Annotated in this window: 19 protein-coding genes; 8 read left to right on the forward strand and 11 right to left on the reverse strand. The window is 66.7% G+C overall.

Annotated features, from left to right (window positions below; all coding sequences use genetic code 11):
- Positions 1 to 2 precede the first annotated feature (2 nt).
- Complete coding sequence (locus P0M04_RS27150; protein WP_259452676.1) at positions 3 to 1,337, forward strand: metal-dependent hydrolase family protein; 1,335 nt, start codon at positions 3 to 5, stop codon at positions 1,335 to 1,337.
- A gap of 92 nt (positions 1,338 to 1,429) precedes the next feature.
- Complete coding sequence (locus tag P0M04_RS27155) at positions 1,430 to 2,206, forward strand: hypothetical protein (RefSeq protein ID WP_259452675.1); 777 nt, start codon at positions 1,430 to 1,432, stop codon at positions 2,204 to 2,206.
- A gap of 76 nt (positions 2,207 to 2,282) precedes the next feature.
- Here the strand turns inward: P0M04_RS27155 and P0M04_RS27160 are convergent, their stop codons facing one another.
- The 5 genes from P0M04_RS27160 to P0M04_RS27180 form a co-directional block, all read right to left on the reverse strand.
- Positions 2,283 to 2,426 carry a hypothetical protein gene (locus P0M04_RS27160; RefSeq protein WP_259452674.1) on the reverse strand — a complete coding sequence of 48 codons (144 nt, stop codon included), beginning with the start codon at positions 2,424 to 2,426 and terminating at the stop codon, positions 2,283 to 2,285.
- Between the two features lie 157 nt (positions 2,427 to 2,583).
- Positions 2,584 to 4,764, reverse strand: a complete 2,181-nt coding sequence (locus tag P0M04_RS27165) for a prolyl oligopeptidase family serine peptidase (RefSeq protein WP_259452673.1) — start codon at positions 4,762 to 4,764, stop codon at positions 2,584 to 2,586.
- Positions 4,765 to 4,869: 105 nt separating this feature from the next.
- The gene (locus P0M04_RS27170; RefSeq protein WP_259452672.1) at positions 4,870 to 6,321 is read right to left on the reverse strand and encodes a tetratricopeptide repeat protein; all 1,452 of its coding nucleotides are present in this window, start codon (positions 6,319 to 6,321) and stop codon (positions 4,870 to 4,872) included.
- Positions 6,322 to 6,514: 193 nt separating this feature from the next.
- Positions 6,515 to 7,150, reverse strand: a complete 636-nt coding sequence (locus P0M04_RS27175; RefSeq protein ID WP_259452671.1) for a 3'-5' exonuclease — start codon at positions 7,148 to 7,150, stop codon at positions 6,515 to 6,517.
- A 13-nt stretch (positions 7,151 to 7,163) separates the two neighbouring features.
- The gene (locus P0M04_RS27180; RefSeq protein ID WP_259452670.1) at positions 7,164 to 8,414 is read right to left on the reverse strand and encodes an Hsp70 family protein; all 1,251 of its coding nucleotides are present in this window, start codon (positions 8,412 to 8,414) and stop codon (positions 7,164 to 7,166) included.
- 119 nt (positions 8,415 to 8,533) lie between these two features.
- Here P0M04_RS27180 and ctaD point away from each other — a divergent pair, with 119 nt between their 5' ends.
- The 5 genes from ctaD (at position 8,534) to cphA (P0M04_RS27205) (ending at position 15,261) form a co-directional block, all read left to right on the forward strand.
- Entirely contained in the window at positions 8,534 to 10,141 is a 1,608-nt protein-coding gene (ctaD, locus tag P0M04_RS27185) for a cytochrome c oxidase subunit I (protein ID WP_259452669.1), read from the forward strand.
- A 16-nt stretch (positions 10,142 to 10,157) separates the two neighbouring features.
- Positions 10,158 to 10,610: a DUF2244 domain-containing protein gene (locus P0M04_RS27190; protein WP_259452668.1), complete on the forward strand. Its 453-nt coding sequence runs from the start codon at positions 10,158 to 10,160 to the stop codon at positions 10,608 to 10,610.
- Between the two features lie 231 nt (positions 10,611 to 10,841).
- The gene (locus P0M04_RS27195) at positions 10,842 to 11,762 is read left to right on the forward strand and encodes an isoaspartyl peptidase/L-asparaginase (protein ID WP_259452667.1); all 921 of its coding nucleotides are present in this window, start codon (positions 10,842 to 10,844) and stop codon (positions 11,760 to 11,762) included.
- Entirely contained in the window at positions 11,759 to 12,673 is a 915-nt protein-coding gene (locus tag P0M04_RS27200; RefSeq protein ID WP_259452666.1) for a cyanophycinase, read from the forward strand. The genes P0M04_RS27195 and P0M04_RS27200 overlap by 4 nt, the downstream gene beginning before the upstream one ends.
- Entirely contained in the window at positions 12,670 to 15,261 is a 2,592-nt protein-coding gene (gene cphA / locus P0M04_RS27205; protein WP_259452665.1) for a cyanophycin synthetase, read from the forward strand. Before P0M04_RS27200 ends, cphA (P0M04_RS27205) begins: the two co-directional genes overlap by 4 nt.
- 44 nt (positions 15,262 to 15,305) lie before the next feature.
- On the opposite strand, the gene P0M04_RS27210 is transcribed toward cphA (P0M04_RS27205), so the two are convergent.
- The 4 genes from P0M04_RS27210 to sdhC all read right to left on the reverse strand — a co-directional run bounded on the left by P0M04_RS27210 (position 15,306) and on the right by sdhC (position 18,611).
- Complete coding sequence (locus tag P0M04_RS27210; protein WP_281042033.1) at positions 15,306 to 16,016, reverse strand: succinate dehydrogenase iron-sulfur subunit; 711 nt, start codon at positions 16,014 to 16,016, stop codon at positions 15,306 to 15,308.
- A gap of 15 nt (positions 16,017 to 16,031) precedes the next feature.
- Entirely contained in the window at positions 16,032 to 17,810 is a 1,779-nt protein-coding gene (gene sdhA / locus P0M04_RS27215; protein WP_281042032.1) for a succinate dehydrogenase flavoprotein subunit, read from the reverse strand.
- A 2-nt stretch (positions 17,811 to 17,812) separates the two neighbouring features.
- A complete protein-coding gene (sdhD, locus tag P0M04_RS27220) occupies positions 17,813 to 18,124 on the reverse strand; it encodes a succinate dehydrogenase, hydrophobic membrane anchor protein (RefSeq protein ID WP_082576994.1) in 312 nt (103 codons plus the stop codon).
- A gap of 64 nt (positions 18,125 to 18,188) precedes the next feature.
- On the reverse strand, positions 18,189 to 18,611 hold the full coding sequence (sdhC, locus tag P0M04_RS27225; RefSeq protein WP_281042113.1) for a succinate dehydrogenase, cytochrome b556 subunit: 423 nt from the start codon (positions 18,609 to 18,611) through the stop codon (positions 18,189 to 18,191).
- Between the two features lie 160 nt (positions 18,612 to 18,771).
- On the opposite strand from sdhC, the gene P0M04_RS27230 reads away from it, so the two are divergent.
- Positions 18,772 to 19,671: a LysR family transcriptional regulator gene (locus P0M04_RS27230; protein WP_259451213.1), complete on the forward strand. Its 900-nt coding sequence runs from the start codon at positions 18,772 to 18,774 to the stop codon at positions 19,669 to 19,671.
- A 1-nt stretch (position 19,672) separates the two neighbouring features.
- Here the strand turns inward: P0M04_RS27230 and cphA (P0M04_RS27235) are convergent, their stop codons facing one another.
- Positions 19,673 to 22,306 (reverse strand): cyanophycin synthetase, encoded by a 2,634-nt coding sequence (cphA, locus tag P0M04_RS27235; RefSeq protein ID WP_259451212.1) that lies wholly within the window; start codon positions 22,304 to 22,306, stop codon positions 19,673 to 19,675.
- Positions 22,307 to 22,364: 58 nt separating this feature from the next.
- Complete coding sequence (locus P0M04_RS27240; protein ID WP_259451211.1) at positions 22,365 to 23,822, reverse strand: iron-containing redox enzyme family protein; 1,458 nt, start codon at positions 23,820 to 23,822, stop codon at positions 22,365 to 22,367.
- Positions 23,823 to 23,834: the final 12 nt, after the last annotated feature.

The following is a 23,834-nucleotide window of genomic DNA, read 5'->3' on the forward strand; positions in this document are numbered from 1 at the left end:
ACATGAAAAAGACGGCAATTACCAACGTTGCGATTTTCGATGGCAGCGGTGGGCAAGTATTCAACGGTGAAGTCCTCATAGAAGGAAACCGTATCGTCGACGTGGCACGCTTTCCGAACAAGATCGTCGGACATGCGGACCAGGTCATCGACGGCAAGGGCAAGTTCCTGATGCCGGGCATGACGGAAGCACATACCCATTTTTCCTGGAACGACCAGCCGACCCTGGCCGCGATCCAGATGATGCCGCCCGAGGAGCACATCCTCTGGTGCGTCGAGGTCGCCAAGCGTTACCTCGACATGGGTTGGACATCGGCAATCGGTGCGGCCGCCGCGAAGGCTCGCCTGGACGTCGTGCTGCGCAATGCCATCCGTGCCGGTCACTGTCCTGGCCCGCGCTACCTGGCGGGCAGCCAGGAGATCACGACCCTGGGTGGGCTGGGGGACATGACCCTGCCGCACCTGCCTTTTCCTGAACTCAGCTTCGGCCACATCGTCAGCGGACCGGAGGAAGTGCGCAAGGCCGTGCGCATGTTCGTGAAGTATGGCGTCGACCATTTGAAGATCAACCTGTCGGGCGAATACATCGCCGGGATTCCGGCGGAATTGTCGCCTGTCTCCGAAGAAGAAATCGTCATGCTCACGACCGAAGCCAGGCGCTACGGCAAACGCGTGGCGGCCCATGCGCGTTCGAGCGAGTCGGTCAAACAGTGCGTCCGCCATGGCATCGAACTGGTCTTCCATGCCAGCTTTGCCGACGAAGAAGCGCTCGACATGCTCGAAGCGAACAAGGACAGGCATTTTGTCGCACCAGGGATTGGTTGGCTGGTACGCACCAGCTTCCACGCCTCCGAATACGGCATCACACCCGAGGTGGCGGAAACAATGGGCTACCGGCGCGAACTCGAAGCCGCCGCAGAATCGCTGAGCAAGATGCACAAGCGCGGCATCCGGGTACTGCCCGGCGGGGATTACGGGTTTGCCTGGATGCCGCATGGGACCAATGCCAATGACCTGCAGTATTTCGTCGACTACATCGGCATGACGCCAAGCGAAGCACTGGTGTCCGCAACCCGGCTGGGCGGTGAAATCATGATGCGCGGCGACGAACTTGGCCAGATCCGGCCCGGCTACATCGCCGACCTTGTGATGGTCGATGGCGACCCGTTGCAGGACCTGCGCATCCTGACCGAGCCGTCCCGCATCGCCATGGTCATGCAGGACGGCATTGTGCACAAGCAATTGCGCGATGCCGCGCCCGCCGAGGCCGCGCTCCACCTTGCCCAGGCCGGGAACCCGCTGCTCGACAAGGGCGTCCAGGAAGCTGTTCCTGCCTGATTCCCTTCGCCCGGTGTTGCTTCGGCAGTCCGGGCACCACTGACACCACAACACAGGCCAAGCCCCGTGGCCCAGGCCTGGATGGAGACAATATGAGTACGAAGCATTGCGCGGCACGCGTCATCGTGGTTGCCGCCCTGATGAACGGCGCCGCAGTGACGGCGGCCGCCGAGTTCCAGGTGGCCAGCCTGACCGCGCTCTACACGAAGGATGCCAAAGCCGACCCCGTCCTGGGCACGGGCACCGAAAACGAACACCTCGCCACATATCAGTTTGAATATTTTGGCGGTTACAAGTACGGCGACGTGTATGTCGACGCTGAAGTCTTCCATGGCGACAGCGTCGGCGGTGCCGGCGCAGGTTCGTTTGGCGCCAACGGCAGCTTCCAGCAGCTGATGGTCTTCAATCCCCGCCTAAGTCTTGGCAAACTGACCGGCCGTGATCTTGCATTCGGACCTGTCACCGATATTTCACTTATCGCGCGCTACGAGCGTGCCAGCTACGCCGACTTCCGCTCCTACAACCACGGCATCTCATTGAATTTCAACGTGCCGGGGTTCGCCTACTTTGAATCTGGCGTGCTGCGTCGAAATACGAACTTTTATCATGGCGAATGGCTCTGGCGATCCGTTCTGATGTCGAACGCACTCCCCATCGCCGGCCAAACATTCCACTTCAACCTGTTATCGCTCGTAAACGGCACGGGAGACAATGGCACTGAAGTCTTCCTCAGGCCTGAGCTGTTGTGGGAGCTGGATAACAAGGGTGCGTGGCAATTGGGACTGCGTTCCGAAATGCATCGCTACAAGCTCAACGGCCAGCATTACTCGCGGCACTCGCCGAGCCTGATGTTGAAGTGGACGATGTAACCAAAGTAAAAACCCCGCACACGGCGGGGTCTGTTCGCGGGCGCCTGGGCGCCGGTGCTGCCAATGTGGTTCGCGCTTACAGCGGCGGACCGTAGCGGTACGAAGCGCCGACCAGTTCGATGGCGCGGCGGGCTTCCTGGCAGAATGCGCGGAACAGGCGGCCAAACTTGGTTTCAGCGGCAGGGCGGCTCGAGGTCGAGATCGTCGTCGTGGCATTCATATCAGCTCCATTCATCATGTCGTTCAGCAATGAATGCAGTGTACGCCGACAGCAGATATCAATCCAATTTCCTTTTCCGATCTCTGTGATATGTTCTCGTGATGTCTTCCCGCTGTCATATTGCAACCGATGACAGCGGGGATCACGCCAGCTTATATCACTCCGCGCCGCCCGCCACGGCAGGCGCGACGTCCACGTTGAGTGCCTTCGTCAAAAAGCCCCAACGGTCGGCCACTTCCTCGATCAGTTTGCTCGTCGGCTTGCCTGCGCCATGGCCGGCCTTCGTGTCGATGCGGATGAGCACAGGGTTGGTACCGGCCTGCGCCGCCTGGGCCGTCGCGGCGAACTTGAAGCTGTGCGCCGGCACGACGCGGTCGTCATGGTCGGCCGTCGTGATCATCGTGGCGGGATAGCACGTGCCCTGCTTGACGTTGTGCAGCGGCGAGTATTTCACCAGCGCCTTGAACTCGTCCGGGTTTTCCGACGAACCATAGTCCGACGTCCATGCCCAGCCGATCGTGAACTTATGGAAACGCAGCATGTCCATCACGCCCACCTGCGGGATTGCCGCCCCGAACAGCTCGGGGCGCTGGGTCATCGCCGCGCCCACGAGCAGGCCGCCGTTGCTGCCGCCGCCGATCGCGAGCTTCGCGGGCGACGTCACCTTGTTGGCGACGAGCCATTCGGCCGCGCCGATGAAGTCGTCGAACACGTTCTGCTTCTTGAGCTTCGTGCCGGCTTCGTGCCACGCTTCGCCGTACTCGCCGCCGCCGCGCAGGTTGGCGACCGCGTACACGCCGCCCATTTCCATCCATGCCAGGTTCGCGGGCGAGAACGCCGGGGTGAGCGAGATATTGAAGCCGCCGTAACCGTACAGATAGGTCGGGTTGTTGCCGTCCAGCTTGAGGCCCTTCTTCGCCACGATGAACATCGGCACGCGCGTGCCGTCGCGGCTCGTGAAGAACTGCTGGCGCGTTTCGTAATCGTTCGGGTCGAACTGGACCTTGGGCTGACGGAACACGCTCGTGGTGCCCTTCTTGATGTCCAGCCGGTAGATCGTCGTCGGCGTCGTGAAGCCGGTGAACGAGAAGAAGGTGTCCTTGTCGCCGCGCTTGCCCGTGAAGCCCGCGACGCTGCCGATGCCCGGCAACGCCAGCTCGCGCACCGGCGTGCCCTTCAGGTCCACGATCCTGACGACGCTGCGCGCGTCCGCCAGGTATTGCGCGATCAACCGGTCGCCGACCAGGTGCGCCGCCACGAGCGTCTGGTCGCTTTCCGGCACGATCGTCTTCCAGTTCGCCTCCTGCGGCTTGCGGGTGTCGATGGCGACGATGCGCTGGCGCGGCGCGTTGCGGTCCGTGACGAAATAAAACACGGGGCCGACGTTGTCGACGAACTCGTAGGCCGCGTCGAAGTTGTCGATCAGCGGCTGCACCTTCGCGTCCGGCTTCGTCAGGTCCTTGTAGAACACGCGGTATTTATGGGCCGTGCCCTTGGTCGCCGTGATGATGAGGTAGCGGCCGTCGTCCGTCGTGGCGGCACCGAAGCCCCATTCCTTCTCGTCCGGCCGGTCGTAGACGAGCACGTCGGCATCCTGCGGCGTGCCCAGCTTGTGGTAGTACAGCTTCTGGAAGTAATTCACGTCGGCGAGCTTGGTCGCTTCCTTCGGCTCGTCGTAGCGGCTGTAGAAAAAGCCCTTGCCGTCGCGCGTCCAGGCCGTCTCCGAGAACTTGACCCACTTGATGTGATCCGCGAGATCCTTGCCGGTCGCCACGTCGCGCACCTTGATCTCGTTCCAGTCCGAACCGGATGCCGCCGTCGAGTACGCGAGCAGCTTGCCGTCCGGGCTCACGGCGAGGCCGGCCAGGGCGACGGTACCGTCGGCGGCCAGCGTGTTCGGGTCGAGCAGCACGCGCGGCGTGTCCGTCAGCGACGTCATCGTGTACAGCACCGCCTGGTTCTGCAGACCGTCGTTGCGGCTGTAGAAATAGCGGCCGCCTTCGCGGAACGGCACGCTGTAGCGCTCGTAATTCCACAACTGGGTCAGGCGCTGGCGGATCGCGTCGCGCTGCGGAATCGTGGCCAGGTAAGCCTGGGTCACCTGGTTTTCCGCGTCGACCCACGCTTTCGTCTCGGCGCTGTTGGCGTCTTCCAGCCAGCGGTAGGGATCGGCGATGGCCGTGCCGAAATAGGTGTCGGTCTGGTCGACTTTCTTCGCGACCGGATAGGTCAGCGGCGTGCCGCCGCCGGGGCAGGTCTGGCTGGTGGCCGGACCGGCGCCGAGCCCCGCAGTGAGGGCGATGAGGGCGGCGACGAAGGTGGCATGTCTCATGTGCATGGTTGTTGGTGTTGTACGATGGGTTGTCGGCGGATGCCGCTGAGCATGATAGCGCGAATCAAGTAGCACAAATCAAGTATCACGACGGCAACTCCAACGCCGGGCTCACGCGGCACGCCGCTCCGGCCCGCCGTACGTCCGGGCACTCTGCCACTGGCGCCGCATGTCGTCGGCGCTCGCGATCTGTTCCTGCGACAGGCGGCGCGCGACGATCGCCTTGTTGGCGCTCGCGGCCGGATCGCCGGCGTCGGCCGCCAGCAGCATCCACATGTACGAGCGCACGGTGTCGCGCACCACGCCGCGGCCGCTGTTATACATGCCGCCCAGGTTGTACTGGGCCAGCGCGTGCCCCTGTTCGGCGGCCAGCCGGTACCAGTGCACGGCTTGCGCGTCGTCCTGCGGCACGCCCTGGCCATTCGCGTACATGACGCCCAGGTTGTTCTGGGCGCTCGCATCGCCCTGCTCGGCCGCGCGCCGGTACCACTCCGCCGCCAGCGCCTCGTCGCGGTGCACGCCCTGGCCGTTCGCGTACATCACGCCGAGCGTGAACTGGGCCTTGGCCGCACCCTGCTCGGCCGCGCGCCGGTACCAGTACAGCGCCTGCTCCGGATCGCGCGCGACGCCGCGCCCGAACGCGTAGCGGTTGCCGAGGTTCACCTGGGCCAGCACGTGGCCCTGCTCGGCCGCGGCCAGCGTCCAGGCCAGCGCGGGACCGCTCCAGCGCGGCCCCGCTTCGGCCCCTGCTTCGGCGCCTCCTTCAGCCCCGTCGCGCCCGCCCGCGAGCGCTTCCGCGTCGGCCGCGGCCAGCAACTGGGCCAGGCTGAACTGCGCTTCCGCATCGCCCTGCTCGGCCGCGCATTCGAGCCACGCGCGCGCGCCCTGCGTGTCGGAAGGCAGCCCCTGTCCGGCCAGGTAAGCGAGCCCCAGCAAGCGCTGCGCCGCCGCATGGCCGCGCGCGGCCGCGCGCCGGAACCAGTACAACGCTTCGGGCTCGCTGGGCGTCACGCCCTCGCCGCGCCGGTACATCTGGCCGAGGGCGACGGCGGCCTCGGCGTCGTCCAGCAGCGCGGCCTTGCGGAACCACGCCATCGCGAGCGGCAGGCTGCACGCCACGCCCTCGCCGTCGCGGTAGCAGGTGCCGAGCAACCGCTGGGCGCTGGGCAGGTCCTGCTCGGCCGCCTTGTAGTACCAGGCGACAGCCTGCGCCGCGTCCCGTGCGACGCCCCGCCCCGTCCGGTACAGGTCGCCCAGGTTCTGCTGCGCGGATGCGTCTCCCTGCACGGCGGCCAATCCGAACCAGTACGCCGCTTCGTAGTCGGATTGCGCCACGCCCCGGCCAAGGAAATACATGCTGCCCAGGTGGTTCTGCGCGAACGCGAGGCGCTGGCGCGCGGCGCGCCGCAGCCACCGGCAGGCGGCGACGTCGTCCTGCGGGGCACCGTCGCCGTCCTTGTACATCATGCCCAGGTTGAACTGAGCATAGGCATCGCCACGCGCGGCAGCGCGGGCGAACCAGGCGAGCGCGCCGGCGCGCGGTAGGGACTCGTGACTGTGCATGCGGTAGCTCCTGACGGACACGCGTTGAGGCCAAGAATTGCAAAAAGTGTAATGACGAGATGCATTACGGATTTGACTTGCAACAACGTGTAGGGGATGGACGACGACAAAACGACGCCGGCGCGACGGCTCAGCCGCGCGGGACACTGCCACGCGACGAAGCCCTACTGCATGCAGGAAATAAGTGCGCCGTTCAGGCCGGCACGCGCCGCCCGGCCGCGTACACGCCCATGAACGCGTCGACCTTCGCGGCCGCCACGCGGTTCAGCGACACGAGCAGGTCGGGGTCGACGCCCGCCAGCCCGTAGGCGTCGCCGAGGTGGCGGCCAATGTGCAGCAGCAACTGCGCGGCGACTTCGGCGTCGGCCTCGGCCCGGTGGGCGTTGCCCTTGAACACGATGCCAAGCGCGCGTGACAGCTGGCCCAGCTTGTAGCTCGGCAGGCCGGGGAAGACGCGGCGCGACAGCTTCAGCGAGCAGACCAGGCCGCCGTGGCGGCAACCGTGGCCCAGCAGCGCGCCCTCGGCCTTGAGGAATTTCTCGTCGAAGCTCGCATTGTGCGCGGCCAGCACGTCGTCACCGATGAACTCGATGAGGGCCGGCACGACCTCCGCGGCTGGCGGCGCGCCGTCGACCATCGCCTGCGTGATGCCCGTCAGCTGGGTGATGAACGACGGCACGCGCACGCCGCAATTCACCAGCGAGACGTAGCGCTCGACGATGCGGCCGTCCGCGATGCGCAGGGCCGCCACCTCGGTGATGCGGTCGCCGGAATCGGGCGACAGGCCGGTGGTCTCGAAGTCGAGCATGACGATGGGACGTTCGAACACGGTGATCCTTTCTTTAACCAAACTTTCGGGCGGCGTCGATCGCCAGCCCGGCGCCGATACTGCCGAACAGATCGCCTTCGACGCGGCGCGCGTCCGGGACGATGGCCGCGATGCGCTCGCGCAGGCTCGCCACGCCGCTGGAGCCGCCCGTGAAGAATACGGTATCGACGCGCTCCGGGTCGACGCCCGCTTCATCGAGCAGGCGCTGCACGGTCGCACCGACGCTGTCGATCATGCCCGCGATCGCGTCCGTGAACAGGTCGCGGTGCACGCGCAGCAGTTCGGGCGGGTCGAGACGGTCGAGGTCGAGCGCCACCTCCGGCGCGTCCGACAGGGCGATCTTGGCCTCTTCCACGCGCATCGCGAGCCAGTGGCCGGCGCGGTCGTCGATCAGGCGCTGCAGGCGCTTGAGTTTATCGGGCTCGGCGGCGTCGCGCACGAGGTCGGCGAGCTGCGCGATGCTCTTGCGCGTATAGGCCTGGTTGATCGTGTGCCATGTCGCCAGGTTGAAGTAATAGCTCGACGGCACCGAGGCCCCCGACAGCAGCGTGCTGCCATGGCCCAGCAGCGGCATGACGGAGGCCAGGCTCAGGTATTTATCGAAGTCCGTACCGCCGATGTGCACGCCGCCCGTCGCGAGGATGTCGTCGCGGCGGTCCAGGCGGTCGGCGCGCTCCGGCCCCAGGCGCACGAGCGAGAAGTCGGACGTGCCGCCGCCGATGTCGGCGATCAGCACCAGTTCCTCGCGGTCGATGCGGGATTCGTAATCGAACGCCGCCGCGATCGGTTCGTACTGGAAGCCGATGTCGGTGAAGCCCACGGAACGGGCGATGTCGGCCAGCGTGTCCTCGGCGAGCCGGTCCGCGTCGGGGTCGTCGTCGACGAAGTACACGGGGCGGCCGAACACGGCGCGGTCGAAAGCGCGGCCCGCCTGGCACTCGGCGCGGCGCTTGACCTCGCCGATGAAATGCCCCAGCAGTTGCCGGAACGGCAACGCCCGTCCCGCGACTTCCGTCTGGCCTTCCATCAGGCTCGTGCCCAGCAGGCTTTTCAGCGACCGCATCAGGCGGCCGTCATAGCCTTCCAGGTAGTCGGCCAGTGCGGCGCGGCCATAGCGCACCTGCTCGTCGTCCGCGTTGAAGAACACGACGGACGGCAGGGTCGCCTTGCCGTCCTCGAGGGACAGCAGCGTGGGTTGGCCGGGCCGCACCCAGCCGACGGTGGAATTGGACGTACCGAAATCGACGCCGCATGCGTTGGCCATGGCAGGGAAGTCTTTCTATGAAAGGGGACAAATGAAGGGGCGAGATGTTACCAGATTCCGGCCGCGGAACCAACGCCGGCCCGGCTTGTCTCATGCACACGACGCCACACGGAGGGAAGATGACCACGGCCGGCAGTTCTACAGGCAGTACCGATCACGCCCCCGGCGGCCATGCCGGCGAGCACGCCGACCCGCACGGCTGGCGGCGCTGGCTGTTCGCGACGAACCACAAGGACATCGGCACCCTGTACCTGTGGTTCTCCGTCGTCATGTTCATGACCGGCGGCGTGCTGGCCCTGCTGATCCGCCTGGAGCTGTTCCAGCCCGGCCTGCAGTTCTTCCAGCCGGAGCTGTACAACCAGTTCGTCACCATGCACGGCCTCGTGATGATCTTCGGCGCCGTCATGCCGGCCTTCGTCGGGTTCGCGAACTGGATGATCCCGCTGCAGGTGGGCGCATCCGACATGGCGTTCGCCCGCATGAACAACTTCTCGTTCTGGCTGCTGCCGCCCGCGGCGATCCTGCTGGTGGGCTCATTCTTCGTCGCCGGCGGTGCCAACGCGGCCGGCTGGACGATGTATCCACCCCTGTCGGTCCAGATGGGGCCGGGCATGGACATGACCATCTTCGCCGTCCACCTGATGGGCGTGTCGTCCATCATGGGCGCCATCAACATCATCACGACGATCCTGAACCTGCGCGCGCCGGGCATGTCGCTGATGAAGCTGCCCATGTTCTGCTGGACCTGGCTGATCACGGCCTACCTCCTGATCGCCGTGATGCCCGTGCTGGCGACGGCCGTCACGATGATCCTCACCGACCGCCATTTCGGCACGACGTTCTTCAACGCGGCCGGCGCCGGCGACCCCGTCATGTACCAGCACATCTTCTGGTTCTTCGGCCATCCGGAGGTGTATATCATGATCCTCCCCGGCTTCGGCATCATTTCCCAGGTCATCCCGGCGTTTTCACGCAAGCCCCTGTTCGGGTACGCGTCGATGGTCTATGCGACGGCCGCCATCGCCATCATCTCCTTCGTCGTCTGGGCGCACCACATGTTCACGACCGGCATGCCCGTCACGGGCCAGCTGTTCTTCATGTATGCGACGATGCTCGTCGCCATCCCCACCGGCGTGAAGGTGTTCAACTGGATCGCGACGATGTGGAAGGGGTCGCTCAGCTTCGAAAGCCCGATGCTGTTCGCCGTCGGCTTCATCTGGGTGTTCACGATCGGCGGCTTTACCGGCCTCATCCTCTCGGTGGCGCCCATCGACGTCCAGGTGCAGGATACTTACTACGTGGTCGCGCACTTCCATTACGTGCTGGTGGCGGGGTCGCTGTTCGCCCTGTTCTCCGGCTATTACTACTGGGCGCCGAAATGGACCGGACACATGATCGACGAACGGCGCGGGCGGTTTCATTTCTGGAATTCGCTCGTCTGGGTCAACGTGACCTTTTTCCCGATGCACTTCCTCGGCCTCGCGGGCATGCCGCGCCGCTATGCCGACTATCCCGTCCAGTTCACGGACTTCCACGCGTTCACGTCCGTGGGCGCGTTCCTGTTCGGCCTCTCGCAGGTGTACTGGCTGTTCCGGGTCGTGATCCCGAACGTGCGCGGCGGTGCGCCCGCGCCACCCAAGCCGTGGGAAGGCGCGGAAGGCCTCGAATGGACCGTCCCCAGCCCGGCGCCGTTCCACACGTTCGAGACGCCGCCGCTCGTCAAATGAATCCGGGAGGGCCGGCATGACGCGCGAATGGACATTGCGGCGCAACTGCTCCCTGTCCCCGCGCCAGGTCGCGCGCGCCTATGCCGTGCTGTGCCTGGGCTCGCTCGCCGTCGCCGTCGGCTTCCTTGTGCAGGGCATCTGGTTCGTTCTTGCGTTTTCCCTGCTCGAGCTGGCGCTCGTCGGGCTCGCCCTGCTCGTCTATGCGCGCCATGCAACGGACCACGAGCGCATCGCCCTGTCCGAGTCCGGACTGCTCGTGACGTGCGTCCAGGCCGACCACCGGGAACTCACGCGGCTCGATCCGCTGTGGACCCGCGTCGTCGTGCCCGACGAACCCCGCCGCACCCTGATCCAGCTGGAATCGCGCGGTGTGAAGGTCGAGATCGGGCGCTTCGTGAACGATTCCCGGCGCCGCCAGGTGGCGCGCGAACTGCGCCAGGCCCTCCGCAGCGTGTCGGCAATGCGCTAGCGCCTTCCATCGCGAGCTTTCTCGCAGTCATTTGCCGCCGGAAATATCTTCTGCCGGCATCCCGCACTTCCCACACCTAGGGACAGACTGATCCGTGTAAGCGGCGTCCGACAACCACACGGCGACGCGACCGATGTTTCTATTTTTTTATGTTTTGCATAATGTGGTATCAGCTTTGCCGCGCCGTATCGGTGCGCGCATTGCACAAGTTTTCCAGGAGAGAAGAACAACATGAGCGTTACGCAAGAATACGACTATGCAATCGTCGTGCACGGCGGCGCCGGCAGCCCGCGCGCGTACGACGACGGCTGCGAACGTGCGGCGCAACGGGCCGTCGAGGAGCTGGCCATCAGCGCCGACGCGCTCGAGGCCGCCATCGCGGCGGTCGTATCGATGGAAGACGATGGCCGGTTCAATGCCGGCAGCGGTTCAGTCCTGTGCCTGGACGGCGCGACCGTCGAAATGGACGCGTCCATCATGGACACGCGCGGCCGCCTCGGCGCCGTCGCCTGCGTCCAGGGCGTCAAGAACCCCGTGCTGCTGGCGCGGGCCGTCGCCGAGACGCCGCACTGGCTGCTGGCGGGCGACGGCGCCGCCCGCTTCGCCGCCGCCATCGGCCACCCGACGCACACCGCCATTTCGGACCACCAGCGGAAAGCGCACGACAAAGTGGTACGCGAACTGGCGGGCCGCGTGCCCGCGATGCCGGGCATCCCGGAGGAAGCGAAAGCCTTCCTCCGCTTCTGGAACTACCAGACGCCGCTGGAGCTCCCCGCGCACGCCGCCTGCGACACGGTCGGCGCCGTCGTGCGCGACCCGGCCGGCCACTTCGCCGTGGCGCTGTCCACGGGCGGTTCCGCGCCTTCGCTGCTGGGCCGCGTGGGCGACACGCCGATCATCGGCAGCGGCTTCTACGCCGGCCCGGAAGGTGCCGTCGCGGCCACCGGCATCGGCGAGCAGATCGTCCGCCACCTGCTGGCGCGCACCGTGTACGGCTGGATCGAGGACGGCATGCCGCTCGAGCTGGCCCTCAAGCGCGGCGTCGACCTGTTCGATCTTAAAGTGCCCGTCGGCCTGATCGCCGTGACCCGCACCGAAGCCGCTTCGCACAGCAACCAGGACATGCCCCACGCAAGGATAGTCGCACGATGACAGCACAGGACAAGAACGCCATCGCCCAGGCCGAACAGGCGGAACGGGTGGCCAAAAGCCACGGCCACCTCGTCATCATCGGCGGCGGCGAAGACAAGCAGAACGACATGGCGATCCTCAAGCGCTTCGTCGAACTGTGCGGCGGCCCGGACGCCAAGATCGTCGTCATCACGGCGGCCAGCAGCGTCGCGCAGAACATGTGGGAAACCTATGACCGCGCGTTCGCCGATCTCGGTGTCTCGCGCCACTCGCACCTGCACCTGCAGAGCCGCCACGATGCCAACGACGAACGGCATATCCGCGACGTCGTCGACGCCGACGGCATCTTCATGACGGGCGGCGACCAGAAGCGGCTGCTCGCGATCATCGGCGGCACGGCGCTGGACGCCGAGATGCACGCCGCGCTCAAGCTGCGCGGCGCCTGCATCGGCGGCACGAGCGCCGGCGCGTCCGCCATGTCCGGCCACATGCTCGCGCAGGGCCGCGCGGAACTGCATCCCGAGAAAGGCTCCGTGAGCCTGGGCGCGGGCCTCGGCTTCCTGCACAAGGTCGTCATCGACCAGCACTTCTCGGAACGCCAGCGCCTGTCGCGGCTGTTGTCCATCGTCGCCCAGAACCCGTACCTGCAAGGGATCGGCATCGACGAGGACACGGCCCTCGTCGTCGAACGCGGCGTCGGCATCGAAGTGGTGGGACAAGGCGCCGTCACCGTCGTCGATGGCCGCACGATGTCGACGAACGTCGCGGAGATCGCGAATCACGAGACGCCGGAACTGATCGACGTCCGCCTCCACCTGCTACCCGCAGGCAGCCAGTACGCATTACCCGGCACGGACGACGACGCGAGACGCGTCCCGCCCCCGCTGCTCGAGTTTTTGGAAAACATCACGAAACGGAATCCGATCTCATGAAAATCGCAGAACAACGCTTCCTGCGCGGCCCGAGCCTGTATGCCGCGACGCCCTGCCTGCTGGCGGTCCTCGACCTCGCCGGGCAGCAGAACGCGGCCGGCCTGGGCGCGCGCCTGCTGGCCCTGCTGCCCGCGATGCCGGCCGAAGCGGCGGCGCGCCTGTCGGACTGCCAGGCCGCGCACGAAGCGCTCGAACCCGTCGTGATGGAGTTGCAGCGCCTTGCCGGCACGCCCGGCACCTTCGGCATGACAAAAATCGACCCCGCCAAGCCGGGACAGGCCCGCGTCGTATGCGGCTACACGGTCGAACAGGTCGCGAACCGGGCATTGCGCACGGCGGCCGCGCTGATCGATGCGTGCGCACGCCACGAGGCGTTCGACCTGGACGCGGCACTGGACGACCTGCGCGACACCGCGCACCGCCACGCCATCGGCACGAGCACGGCCGCCGTACTGGCGGCCGCGCACCGGCGCGGCATCCCGAGCCTGCGCCTGATCGAGGAAGCGAACCTGTTCCAGCTGGGCTGGGGCAGCCGCCAGCAACGCCTGCAGGCCACGATCACCGGCGCGACGAACCACGTGGCCGTCGGCATCGCCAGCGACAAGCAGCTGACGAAGACGCTGCTCGACCAGGCCGGCGTCCCCGTCCCTGCCGGCGCCACCGTCACCACGCTCGAACAGGCGCTGCGCGAAGCGCGCCGCATCAAGGGTCCGGTGACGGTGAAGCCGCTGGACGCGAACCAAGGCAAGGGCGTGACGGTCAACTGCGCGACACCCGAGGAAATCGGGCGCGCCTTCGAGTTCGCCCGCCAATACGGCCGCCACGTCATCGTCGAGGAATTCCTGCAGGGCCGCGACTACCGCGTGCTCGTCACGGGCCGCAAGGTGGCCGCCGCGTCGTGGCGCCGCCCGCCGCACGTGACCGGAGACGGCGTGTCGACGGTGCGCGAGCTGGTCGACGTCGAGAACCGCAACCCGGCGCGCGGCGACGGCCACACGAACATCCTCACGAAGATCCCGCTGGACGACCTCGCGCTGCAAGTGCTGGCGAGCCAGGGCCATGACCTGGATTCGGTCCCGGCGGAAGGCAGCGTGGTCGACCTGCGCGGCAACGCGAACCTGTCGACCGGCGGCACCGCCGAAGACGTGACGGACCTGCTGCCGGAAGAAACGCGCGACATCTGCATCCGCGCCGCGCGCACGATCGGCCTCGATGTCGCCGGCATCGACATCGTCTGCCAGGACATCGCGCGTCCGCTGCGCGAGCAGAACGGCGGCATCATCGAAGTCAATGCGGCGCCGGGCATCCGCATGCACCAGTACCCGAGCCGCGGCACGCCGCGCGACGCGGGCGCCGCCATCGTCGACGCGCTGTTCGGCGAGGACGACGGCCGCATCCCGGTCGTCGCCGTGACGGGCACGAACGGCAAGACGACGACGAGCCTCCTGATCGCGCACGCGACGCGCCTCGCGGGCCTGCGCACGGGCGTGACGACGACGGAAGGCGTGTACATCGACGGCGAACGGATCGTGAAAGGCGATTGCACGGGCTACCGCTCGGCGCGCACCGTGCTCGCGTCGCCCGACGTCGACTTCGCCGTGCTGGAGACAGCGCGCGGCGGCATCCTCAAGCGCGGCCTCGCGTTCGACCGCTGCGACGTCGCCGTCGTGCTGAACGTGTCGGCCGACCACCTGGGCCTGGACGGCATTGACACGGTCGAGGCGCTCGCGCGCGTGAAATTCGTCATCGCCGAGCGGGCACGCCGCGCCGTCGTGCTGAACGCCGAGGACGACCACTGCGTCGCGATGTCGTCCGAGCTGGCGCATGGCGTCGAAGTGCTGTACTTCTCGCTGGACCCGGACACCCCCGTCCTGCTGCGCCACCTGGAAAACGGCGGCCGCGGCGTCTACCTGGAAGACAACATGATCGTGCTGGCAAACGGCACGCGCCACGAGGCGCTGCTGGACGTGCGCACGATGCCGTGCACGATGAAGGGCGCCGCGCGCTACAACATCGCCAACGCGCTGGCCGCCGCCGCGGCGCTCAGCGCATCCGGCTTCGGCAACCTCGAGATCGCGGCCGGCCTGCGCACGTTCGTCTCCGACTGGAAGCACAACCCGCTGCGCTCGAACGTGTTCGACGTCGACGGCGTGACCGTCATCTTCGACTACGCCCACAACACGGCCGCCTATGCCGCGCTGGCCGAGACGGCGCGCGCGCTGACGCCGGGCCGCCTCGTCGGCGTCGTGGCGGCGCCGGGCGACCGCCGCGACGAAGACCTCGTTGCGATCGGCGAGACCTGCGCGGCCGGATTCGACGAGCTGGTCGTGTACGAGACGGAGAACCGCGGCCGCGCGTCCGGCGAGGTGGCGGCACTGCTCGTGCAGGGCGCTCGCCTCGGCAAGTACGAGACGGATCACCTGCAGGTCGAGCTGAACGTGCACGAGGCGATCCGCGCCGGCCTTGCGCGCTGCGAGCCGGGCGATGTGCTGGTGTTCGGCTGCGGCTCGGCGCTCACGGAGTTGACCGAGGCGATCCGGCCGACGTCGCCCGCGACGGCGAGCAGGATCGAAGCCGAAGCCGTATAAAAAAAACGGGCCCGCGGGCCCGTTTCTCGTTGCAGCGATGCGCTTTAAATCGCGCGGCGTACCAGCAATTCCTTGATCTTGCCGATGGCCTTGTTCGGGTTCAAACCCTTCGGGCACACGTCCGTGCAATTCATGATCGAGTGGCAGCGGAACAGGCGGTACGGGTCTTCCAGGTTGTCCAGGCGCTCGTTGGTCGCTTCGTCGCGCGAGTCGGCGATGAAGCGGTACGCCTGCAGCAGGCCGGCCGGGCCCACGAACTTGTCCGGGTTCCACCAGAACGACGGGCACGACGTCGAGCAGCACGCGCACAGGATGCACTCGTACACGCCGTCCAGCTCTTCACGCTCTTCCGGCGACTGCAGACGCTCCTTTTCAGGCGGAATCGACTCGTTGATCAGGTACGGCTTGATCGAGTGGTACTGCTTGAAGAAGTTGGTCATGTCCACGATCAGGTCGCGGATGACCGGCAGGCCCGGCAGCGGACGCAGCACGATCGGCTGCGTCAGCTCGTTCAGGTTCGTCGTGCAGGCCAGGCCGTTCTTGCCGTTGATGTTCATCGCGTCCGAACCGCACACGCCTTCGCGGCACGAGCGGCGCAGCGCGAGCGAGTCGTCGACGTCGGACTTGATGCGCTGCAGGACGTCCAGCAGCATCTTGTCGGTGTCTTTCAGCTGGACGGTGACGTCCTGCATGTAGGGCTTCGAATCCTTGTCCGGATCGTAGCGGTAGATTTTCAGTTGGACTGTGCGTGCCATTATTTCTGTACCTGGTTAGAACGTGCGGGGCTTCGGTTTGAACGTGTCGACGGTGAGCGGCTTGGTCACGACCGGCTTGTAGTCGAGGCGGTTGCCTTCCGAGTAGAACAGGGTGTGCTTCATCCAGTTCACGTCGTCGCGCTGCTCGTAGTCGCTGTGGGCGTGGGCGCCGCGCGATTCCTTGCGCGCCGCGGCCGACACGACGGTCGCCTTGGCCACTTCGATCAGGTTATCCAGCTCGATCGCTTCGATGCGCGCCGTGTTGAACACCTTCGACTTGTCCTTGAACGAGACGTGCTTGCGGCGCTCGTCCAGGGCCATGATTTCCTTGACGCCTTCGTCCATCAGCGCCTGCGTACGGAACACACCGCAGTGCTTCTGCATCGTGGCGCGGATGTCGTTCGCGACGTCCTGCACCTTCTCGCCGCCGGTCGAGGTCTCGAGACGGTTGAGGCGGCCCAGCGCGTAGTCGGCGAAATCCTTCGGCAGCGCGCGGTTGCCCTGCTCTTTCAGATTCTGCGCGACGATGTGGTTGCCGGCCGCGCGACCGAACACCACGAGGTCGAGCAGCGAGTTCGTGCCCAGGCGGTTCGCGCCGTGCACCGACACGCACGAGCATTCGCCGATCGCGTACAGGCCATTGACGACCTTTTGCGAACCGGTGCCGTCGGGGACCACGACCTGGCCGTGGATGTTGGTCGGGATGCCGCCCATCTGGTAGTGGATGGTCGGCACGACCGGAATCGGTTCCTTGGTCGCGTCGACGTTGGCGAACTTGTGGCCGATTTCCAGGATCGACGGCAGGCGCTTGCGGATCGTGTCCGCGCCGATGTGGCGCAGGTCCAGCAGCACGTGGTCCTTGTTCGGGCCCACGCCGCGGCCTTCCTTGATTTCCTGGTCCATCGAACGCGACACGAAGTCGCGCGGTGCGAGGTCCTTCAGCGTCGGCGCATAGCGCTCCATGAAGCGTTCGCCGTTGCTGTTGATGAGGATGCCGCCCTCGCCACGCACGCCTTCCGTGATCAGGACGCCCGCGCCAGCCACGCCGGTCGGGTGGAACTGCCAGAACTCCATGTCCTGCAGCGGGATGCCGGCACGTGCCGCCATGCCCAGGCCGTCGCCGGTGTTGATGAAGGCGTTGGTCGACGCGGCGAAGATACGGCCCGCGCCGCCCGTGGCGAACACGGTCGTTTTCGCCTGCAGCATCATGACGTCGCCCGTTTCCATTTCCAGCGCGACGACGCCGAGGACGTCGCCGTCGGCATTGCGCACCAGGTCCAGCGCCTGCCATTCGACGAAGAAGTGCGTGCGCGAGCGGACGTTACGTTGATACAGCGTGTGCAGCAGCGCGTGGCCGGTACGGTCGGCGGCGGCGCAGGCGCGCTGCACCGGCTTCTCGCCGAAGTTCGCGGTGTGGCCGCCGAACGGACGTTGATAGATCGTGCCGTCCGGGTTGCGGTCGAACGGCATGCCGAAGTGTTCCAGTTCGTACACGACCTTCGGGGCTTCGCGGCACATGAATTCGATGGCGTCCTGGTCGCCCAGGTAGTCCGAACCCTTGACGGTGTCGAACATGTGCCAGTACCAGTCGTCCTCGCTCATGTTGCCGAGGGACGCGCCGATGCCGCCCTGTGCGGCGACCGTGTGCGAGCGGGTCGGGAACACTTTCGACAGCACGGCCACGTTCAGGCCCGCTTCGGACAGTTGCAGCGCCGCGCGCAGGCCGGAACCGCCGGCGCCGACGATGACGACGTCGAAATGGCGGACGGGGATGTTGGTGTTGATTGCTGCCACGATTACACGCTCCAGAGAATTTGCACAGTCCAGGCGGCGCAGGCGAGCAGCCAGAGCACCGTGGCGATCTGCAGGGTCAGGCGGATGCCGACCGGTTTGACGTAGTCCATCCAGATGTCACGGATGCCCACCCACACGTGGTAGAACAGGCCGAAGAACGTGACCATCGTGAAAAGCTTGAACCACTGGCGGGCGAACAGGCCGGCCCAGCCTTCGTACGTAAAATTCTGGCCGGTCAGGAACGAGACCAGCAGGATGACGGTGAAGACGACCATCACGATGGCGGTCACGCGCTGGGCGAGCCAGTCGCGCATGCCGTAGTGCGCGCCGACGACGAGGCGGCGCTGTCCGATGTTCTTGGGGTAGTAGCCATGATAATTAAAACACTCCGAACAGTTTGAGGGCGACCAGCAGGGTCAGCGCCAGGGCGACGACCAGCACGTAACGGGCGGTGCGCTGCGCGGCGTCCTTGTCCAGGGCCATGTGGTTGTCCATGAACAGGTGGCGGATACCGGCGCAGAAGTGGTGCAGGTAGCCCCAGGACAGGCCCAGGATGACGATCTTCGTGAACGGATGGCTGACGATGCCCGCGAAGTGCGCGAACGAGATCTCGGAACGGAGGCTCTGCTCGAACAGGTAGAGCAGGAACGGCAGGAACAGGAACAGCACGAAGCCGCTGATACGGTGCAGGATCGACACGATGGCCGACGGCGGCTGCTTGTAATTCATCGTGATGTCCGTAATGCTCACATTACGGATCGGCTGCCTTCGCTCCTGAACTTTTTTTATTGCTTCTGACATTCCAGCACTCTTCCAAAATAAAGTTATGGGCCCGCCAAAACGCGTCCATGCGGCTCTCGCCGCAAAAAACTTGTCCGTGGGATACCTGTATTATCTCGAAATCTCACTATGCTGTCCAATATATGGATAATCTAGGATCCATACTTTTCACAGATACCGCATGGAACTCAGACATTTACGCTACTTCGTCGCCGTCGCCGAGGAAGGCAATATCACCCGGGCGGCGGAACGTCTCGGCATCGGCCAGCCGCCGCTGAGCCAGCAAATCCACGCGCTGGAGCGGGAACTCGACGTCAAGCTGTTCCACCGCACGGGCCACGGCGTGGTGGCGACCGACGCCGGCAAGGCCCTGCTCGTCGACGCCAAGCGCCTGCTGGACGACGTCGAACACGCGACACTGAACGCGCAGCGGGCGGGTCGCGGCGAGACGGGTCACCTGCACCTCGGCTTCACGGCGTCGGCGGCCTTCCACCCCATCGTGCGCGCGCTTGTCCGCGAGTTCCGCAACGCCTATCCCGGCGTCGGCCTCACGCTGACCGAAGGCACCACGGCACACCTGCTGGCATTGCTGGACGAAGGCCGGATCGACCTCGCCTTCCTGCGCCCGGGGGTGCACTCGTTCGCCGGCGTCGTGCTCCAGGACATCGCGAGCGAGCCGATGAAGGCCGTGCTGCCGGTCACGCACCCGCTCGCGCAGCGGGCGCGGATCCCGCTGTCCGCACTGGCGCAGGAACCGTTCGTGCTGATCCCCCGCCTGGCGAGCCCGATGCTGCACGACGAGATCGTCTCGGCATGCCGCCACGCCGGCTTCGAGCCGATGCCGGGCCAGCAGGCGCCGCAGCTGTCCACGGTCGTCAGCCTCGTCGCGGCGGAATTCGGCGTGTCGATCGTGCCGGCCTCGGTCAGCCAGTTCCATGCCGAAGGGGTGACGTACGTGGACATCACGGATACGAAAGTCCGGTCGAAGCTGGCGCTGGCCTCGCTGGAGGGGAATTCGTCGACGCGGGTGGACAACTTCCTGGAGATCGCGCGCCGCGCGGCGGCGGGCGCGCGCAAATAGTTCAGCCGACCTGCGCCGCGATACGCGCCGCGCTCTCCGGGTCCGTCTGCCGGATGGCGTCCACGAACACGTCCAGCGACGAGCCGCACGCGAACACGAGCACGTCCCCGCGCCGGCACAGCGACAGGCCCAGGCGGATCGCCTCGCCCACGTCCAGTTCGCGGTGCAGGGTATCCGTCTTGCCGACGACCTCCTCGGCCCCTTGCAGGATCAGGTCGACGGCGCCGCCGTACGCGCGGCCGCGGCTCGACGATTCGTAGACGACCAGCTCGTCGAAGCGCCCGGCGCACACGCGGCCCACTTCCAGCAGGTCGGCGTCGCGGCGGTCGCCCGGCGCCGTCACGATCCCCACCAGCTGGCCGGGCAGCAGCGAGCGCGCCATCTCGGCCAGGGCGGCATACGCGGCGGGATTGTGCGCATAGTCGACGATGACGGTCACGCCGCGCACGTCGAACACATTGGTGCGCAGCGGGTTCGTCTTGCCGTCGCTGACGAAGGTCGAGAGGCCCGTCGCGATCTGCAGGTTGCTGAAACCCGCGGCCATCAGGCCCGCCGCCGCCGCGAGGCCGTTGGCGATGTTGTAGCGCGCGCGGCCGCCCAGTGCGATCGGCATCGCTTCCACGCGCAGCAGCTCCTGGTGGTACGTCGCATCCGCCACGACGATCGAATTGTCCTGGAAGTAGACGGCACGGCCGCCCTCTTCCAGGTGGCGCAGCAGCACCGGGCTGTCTGCCTCCATGGCGAAATACACGATCTCCACATCGGGGTGCACGCGCCGCGCCATCGACACGCACAGCGGGTCCTCGGCGTTCAGCACGACGGCGCGGCTGGCCGACAGCGGCACCACGGCCTTCACCTGCGCGAGGTCTTCGATGGTGTCGACGCCGTCCAGGCCCAGATGGTCGGGCGACACGTTCAGCACCATGCCGATATCGCAGCGGTCGAACGCGAGGCCGCGTTTCAGGATGCCGCCGCGGGCCGTCTCCAGCACCGCGAACTCCACGTCCGGCGACGCGAGGACCGTGCGCGCCGACCAGTAGCCCGTGCAATCGCCCTTCGTGACTTCCTTGCCGGCGATGTAGACGCCGTGCGTCGTCGTCACACCCGTGACCTTGCCCGCGAGGCGCACCGTATGCGCCATCAGCAGCGTGGTCGTCGTCTTGCCGTTCGTGCCCGTGCACGCGATGATCGGGATGCGCCCGTCCGACTCGCCCATCAGGCCCTGCACGATGGCGTCGCCCGCGTCGCGCGGCGTGCCGCCGCTGGGATGCTGGTGCATGCGGATGCCGGGCGCCGCGTTGACTTCGATGACGGCGCCGCCCTGGTCCGCCAGCGGCACGGCGATGTCGCGGCAGACGATGTCGATGCCCGCCACGTCCAGGCCGATCTTCGCGGCCGCGCGTACGCACAGGCGGCGCGTGGATTCCGGCAGCAGGTCCGTCACGTCTTCCGCCGTGCCGCCCGTGGACAGGTTCGCGTTCCCGCGCAAATACACCGTCGTGCCGGCCGCGGGGACCGCGTCCGGCACGAGGTCCTGGCGCCGCAACAGGTCTTCCGCGTGGGCGTCCAGCGCGATCTGCGTGAGGATGTTCGTGTGGCCCGCGCCGCGCGCGGGGTTGCGGTTCTCGAGGTCGACGAGTTCGCGCACCGTGTGCGTGCCGTCGCCTACGACGTGCGCGGGCCGCCGCAGCGACGCCGCCGCCACCTTGCCGCCCGCGACGAGCACGCGGTAATCCGCGCCTTCGATGAAGCGCTCGACGATGATGTGGCGGCCGAACTTGCGCGCGTACGCGTAGGCCTGCTCGATCTCCGCATCCGTGCGGCACGCGACCGTCACACCTTTACCCTGGTTGGCATCCAGCGGTTTCACCGTCACCGGCGCGTTCAACTTGCGCGCCACGCGGAGCGCGTCCTCGATGGTGGTCACGGTCTCGCCCTGCGGCACCGGCACGCCCGCTTCGTGCAGCAGTTGCTTGGTGAGCTGCTTGTCGCTGGCGATGCGCACGGCGATGGTGCCCGTGTCGCCCGTGATCGTCGCCTGGATGCGTTTCTGTTTCACGCCCCAGCCCAGCTGGAACAGGTTCGCGTCCTCCGTGATGCGCGTGACGGGGATGCCCCGCTCCTGCGCGGCGGCCAGTACGGCGGCGGTGCTCGTGCCGATGGCATAGTGCTCCGCGGTCGCGCGCAGTTCGTCCAGCCGCGGCGCCAGGTCGAACGGGCGGCCGTGGGCGAGCGCGTCGACGATGTCCACAGCGAGGGCGAACGCCGGCTGCGCGACCTTTTCCAGCTGGTAGGCGCAGACGATGCGGTACTGGCCCGGCTTGCCCGTCACGGGCCGCGTGCGCCCGAACGCGACCGGCGCGCCCGCGAGGCATTGCAGTCCCAGCGTCACGTGCTCGATCACGCGCGCGAGATACGTGCCTTCTCGCAGGCGCTGGGCGAAACCGCCCGGCTGGCCCGTCGGCACGAGATAGTCCGCGAGCGACGGCAGGAGCGCCAGCAATGCCTCGTTGAACTGCGGCAGGTCGCGGGTCGAGACGCCATATAAAGCGTCCAGGTCGAGCACGGACAGCAGGCAGGGAGTGGCGGCGTGGATGTTCGGTCCACGCAAAAAGCGTTGTTCGAGTATGTGCACAGGAATCCCTTGTTTGTCGGTCGTCGCGGCGCGCATCGGCGCGCCGCTGCGTACTTGCTTAAGCGTCGAGCAGCTGCGAATACATCCGGGTGGCCATCAGGCCGATGGCCGTGTGGTGGATCGACGGCGACATCAGCTGCGCCAGCATGGCCATCGCCTCCGGCTTGCCGGCGGCCGCAGCCACGCGCTCTTCCAGCTGGTGCAGTTCGGAGTCGCCGCCGCTGCCTGCCGGGCGCCGGCGGATCAGGCCCCGCTCCGGATAGCCGCTGCGCTGCGCGTGCTGCGTGAGGCTGTCGAGGGCGCGCTGGCGTGCACGGTGGCTCAACACGCGGCCGGTGCGCGCGGTGGCGGTGGCGTCGCGCGGCGTCGTGATCCAGTCGCGCAGCACCTGCTGCTCATAGCTGGAAAACACGCCGAACATCTCGGCGCGCTCGCCCTGGATCAGGCGCCAGAAGCGGCTCTGCTCCACCTCTTCGCCGCGCTGGATCCAGCCGGATTCCTCCAGCTTCGCCAGGAAATCGGGGATCTGCTTCGGGTCGGCGAGCCAGTCGTTCACGGAGCGGCCGGCCACGCGGCAGTAATCCGAGTGCATGTTCTTGCCGATGGCCGCCTTCGCGCTGAAGATCTCGACCAGCTCCGCCTCCAGGTCGAACGCGCCGATGACGGACGTCGTGCATGCGCCCAGGTCGTTCAGGCGGTAGCCGTCCAGCACGCGCTGGAAGAACGCGGCCGGGTCGCTGGACTGCGCCATCAGGTTGCGCAATGCCTGCACGGCCTTGTGCGCGTGACCGCTGCCGGCATTGTCGACCGTGACGTGCAGGGTGAAGTAATACGGGTCGATCCCGAGTTCGTTCAGTTCGTACGACGTGATCAACAGGTGCAGCGGGAGCTGTTCATAGCCGAGGTTGTAGCCCACCACTTCGGGCAGGAAGGCGTCCGCGTGGTACGCAAGCGCCAGCTGGATGGCGCCCTGCACGAAGTGGTCTTCCGGCAGCGTTTCCCAGTGCTCGCAGCCGTGGGCCGCGAGCAGGCGGCGGTACAGGGTCACGTGGTTCTTGTCCGGCACGCCGTCGCCCAGCTCTTCGAGATAGGTCTTGATGAGCGGGTGGAAGTCCGGGTTTTCCCAGCGCGGCAGGGTGCCGTACAGCCAGGCGCCGTCGACGAGCTTCGTGGGCGCGACGCCCTTCAGGAAGTACAGTGCGTGCGAGTTGCTGGTGAAGTAGCGGCGCGGCGCACCGTTCTTGCGCGCGGCCAGGTATTCGCGGTACGCGATGCCGACCGATTCGGCGCGGCCCTGGATCCAGCCCTGCAACTGCCAGACGGCGTCCGGCAGTTCGCACGGCTCGGCGCGCGCCACCTCGACCTGCGCCGCGAGGAACGCGCGGGACGCCTCAATGGCCGCCGCCGGGTTGTCCATCAGCGCGAAGTACAAGTCCCTGGCGGACGATACCTGGACCGGGCGGGTGTCCCGGCCTGCTGCGCGTGCCGGGCTGTCGACGACAAAAGTGGAGGTCATAACAAATCTTTT

Source organism: Telluria mixta (assembly GCF_029223865.1).
In the GTDB taxonomy this organism is placed as follows: domain Bacteria; phylum Pseudomonadota; class Gammaproteobacteria; order Burkholderiales; family Burkholderiaceae_D; genus Telluria; species Telluria mixta.

What these genes read in the sequence shown, in the direction of transcription:
- P0M04_RS27150 (WP_259452676.1), top strand. Translation starts at nt 3, where the DNA reads ATGAAAAAGACGGCAATTACCAACGTTGCGATTTTCGATGGCAGCGGT.
- P0M04_RS27155 (WP_259452675.1), top strand. Translation starts at nt 1,430, where the DNA reads ATGAGTACGAAGCATTGCGCGGCACGCGTCATCGTGGTTGCCGCCCTG.
- P0M04_RS27160 (WP_259452674.1), bottom strand. Translation starts at nt 2,426, where the DNA reads ATGAATGCCACGACGACGATCTCGACCTCGAGCCGCCCTGCCGCTGAA.
- P0M04_RS27165 (WP_259452673.1), bottom strand. Translation starts at nt 4,764, where the DNA reads ATGCACATGAGACATGCCACCTTCGTCGCCGCCCTCATCGCCCTCACT.
- P0M04_RS27170 (WP_259452672.1), bottom strand. Translation starts at nt 6,321, where the DNA reads ATGCACAGTCACGAGTCCCTACCGCGCGCCGGCGCGCTCGCCTGGTTC.
- P0M04_RS27180 (WP_259452670.1), bottom strand. Translation starts at nt 8,414, where the DNA reads ATGGCCAACGCATGCGGCGTCGATTTCGGTACGTCCAATTCCACCGTC.
- ctaD (WP_259452669.1), top strand. Translation starts at nt 8,534, where the DNA reads ATGACCACGGCCGGCAGTTCTACAGGCAGTACCGATCACGCCCCCGGC.
- P0M04_RS27190 (WP_259452668.1), top strand. Translation starts at nt 10,158, where the DNA reads ATGACGCGCGAATGGACATTGCGGCGCAACTGCTCCCTGTCCCCGCGC.
- P0M04_RS27195 (WP_259452667.1), top strand. Translation starts at nt 10,842, where the DNA reads ATGAGCGTTACGCAAGAATACGACTATGCAATCGTCGTGCACGGCGGC.
- P0M04_RS27200 (WP_259452666.1), top strand. Translation starts at nt 11,759, where the DNA reads ATGACAGCACAGGACAAGAACGCCATCGCCCAGGCCGAACAGGCGGAA.
- cphA (WP_259452665.1), top strand. Translation starts at nt 12,670, where the DNA reads ATGAAAATCGCAGAACAACGCTTCCTGCGCGGCCCGAGCCTGTATGCC.
- P0M04_RS27210 (WP_281042033.1), bottom strand. Translation starts at nt 16,016, where the DNA reads ATGGCACGCACAGTCCAACTGAAAATCTACCGCTACGATCCGGACAAG.
- sdhD (WP_082576994.1), bottom strand. Translation starts at nt 18,124, where the DNA reads ATGCGCGACTGGCTCGCCCAGCGCGTGACCGCCATCGTGATGGTCGTC.
- sdhC (WP_281042113.1), bottom strand. Translation starts at nt 18,611, where the DNA reads ATGTCAGAAGCAATAAAAAAAGTTCAGGAGCGAAGGCAGCCGATCCGT.
- P0M04_RS27230 (WP_259451213.1), top strand. Translation starts at nt 18,772, where the DNA reads ATGGAACTCAGACATTTACGCTACTTCGTCGCCGTCGCCGAGGAAGGC.
- P0M04_RS27240 (WP_259451211.1), bottom strand. Translation starts at nt 23,822, where the DNA reads ATGACCTCCACTTTTGTCGTCGACAGCCCGGCACGCGCAGCAGGCCGG.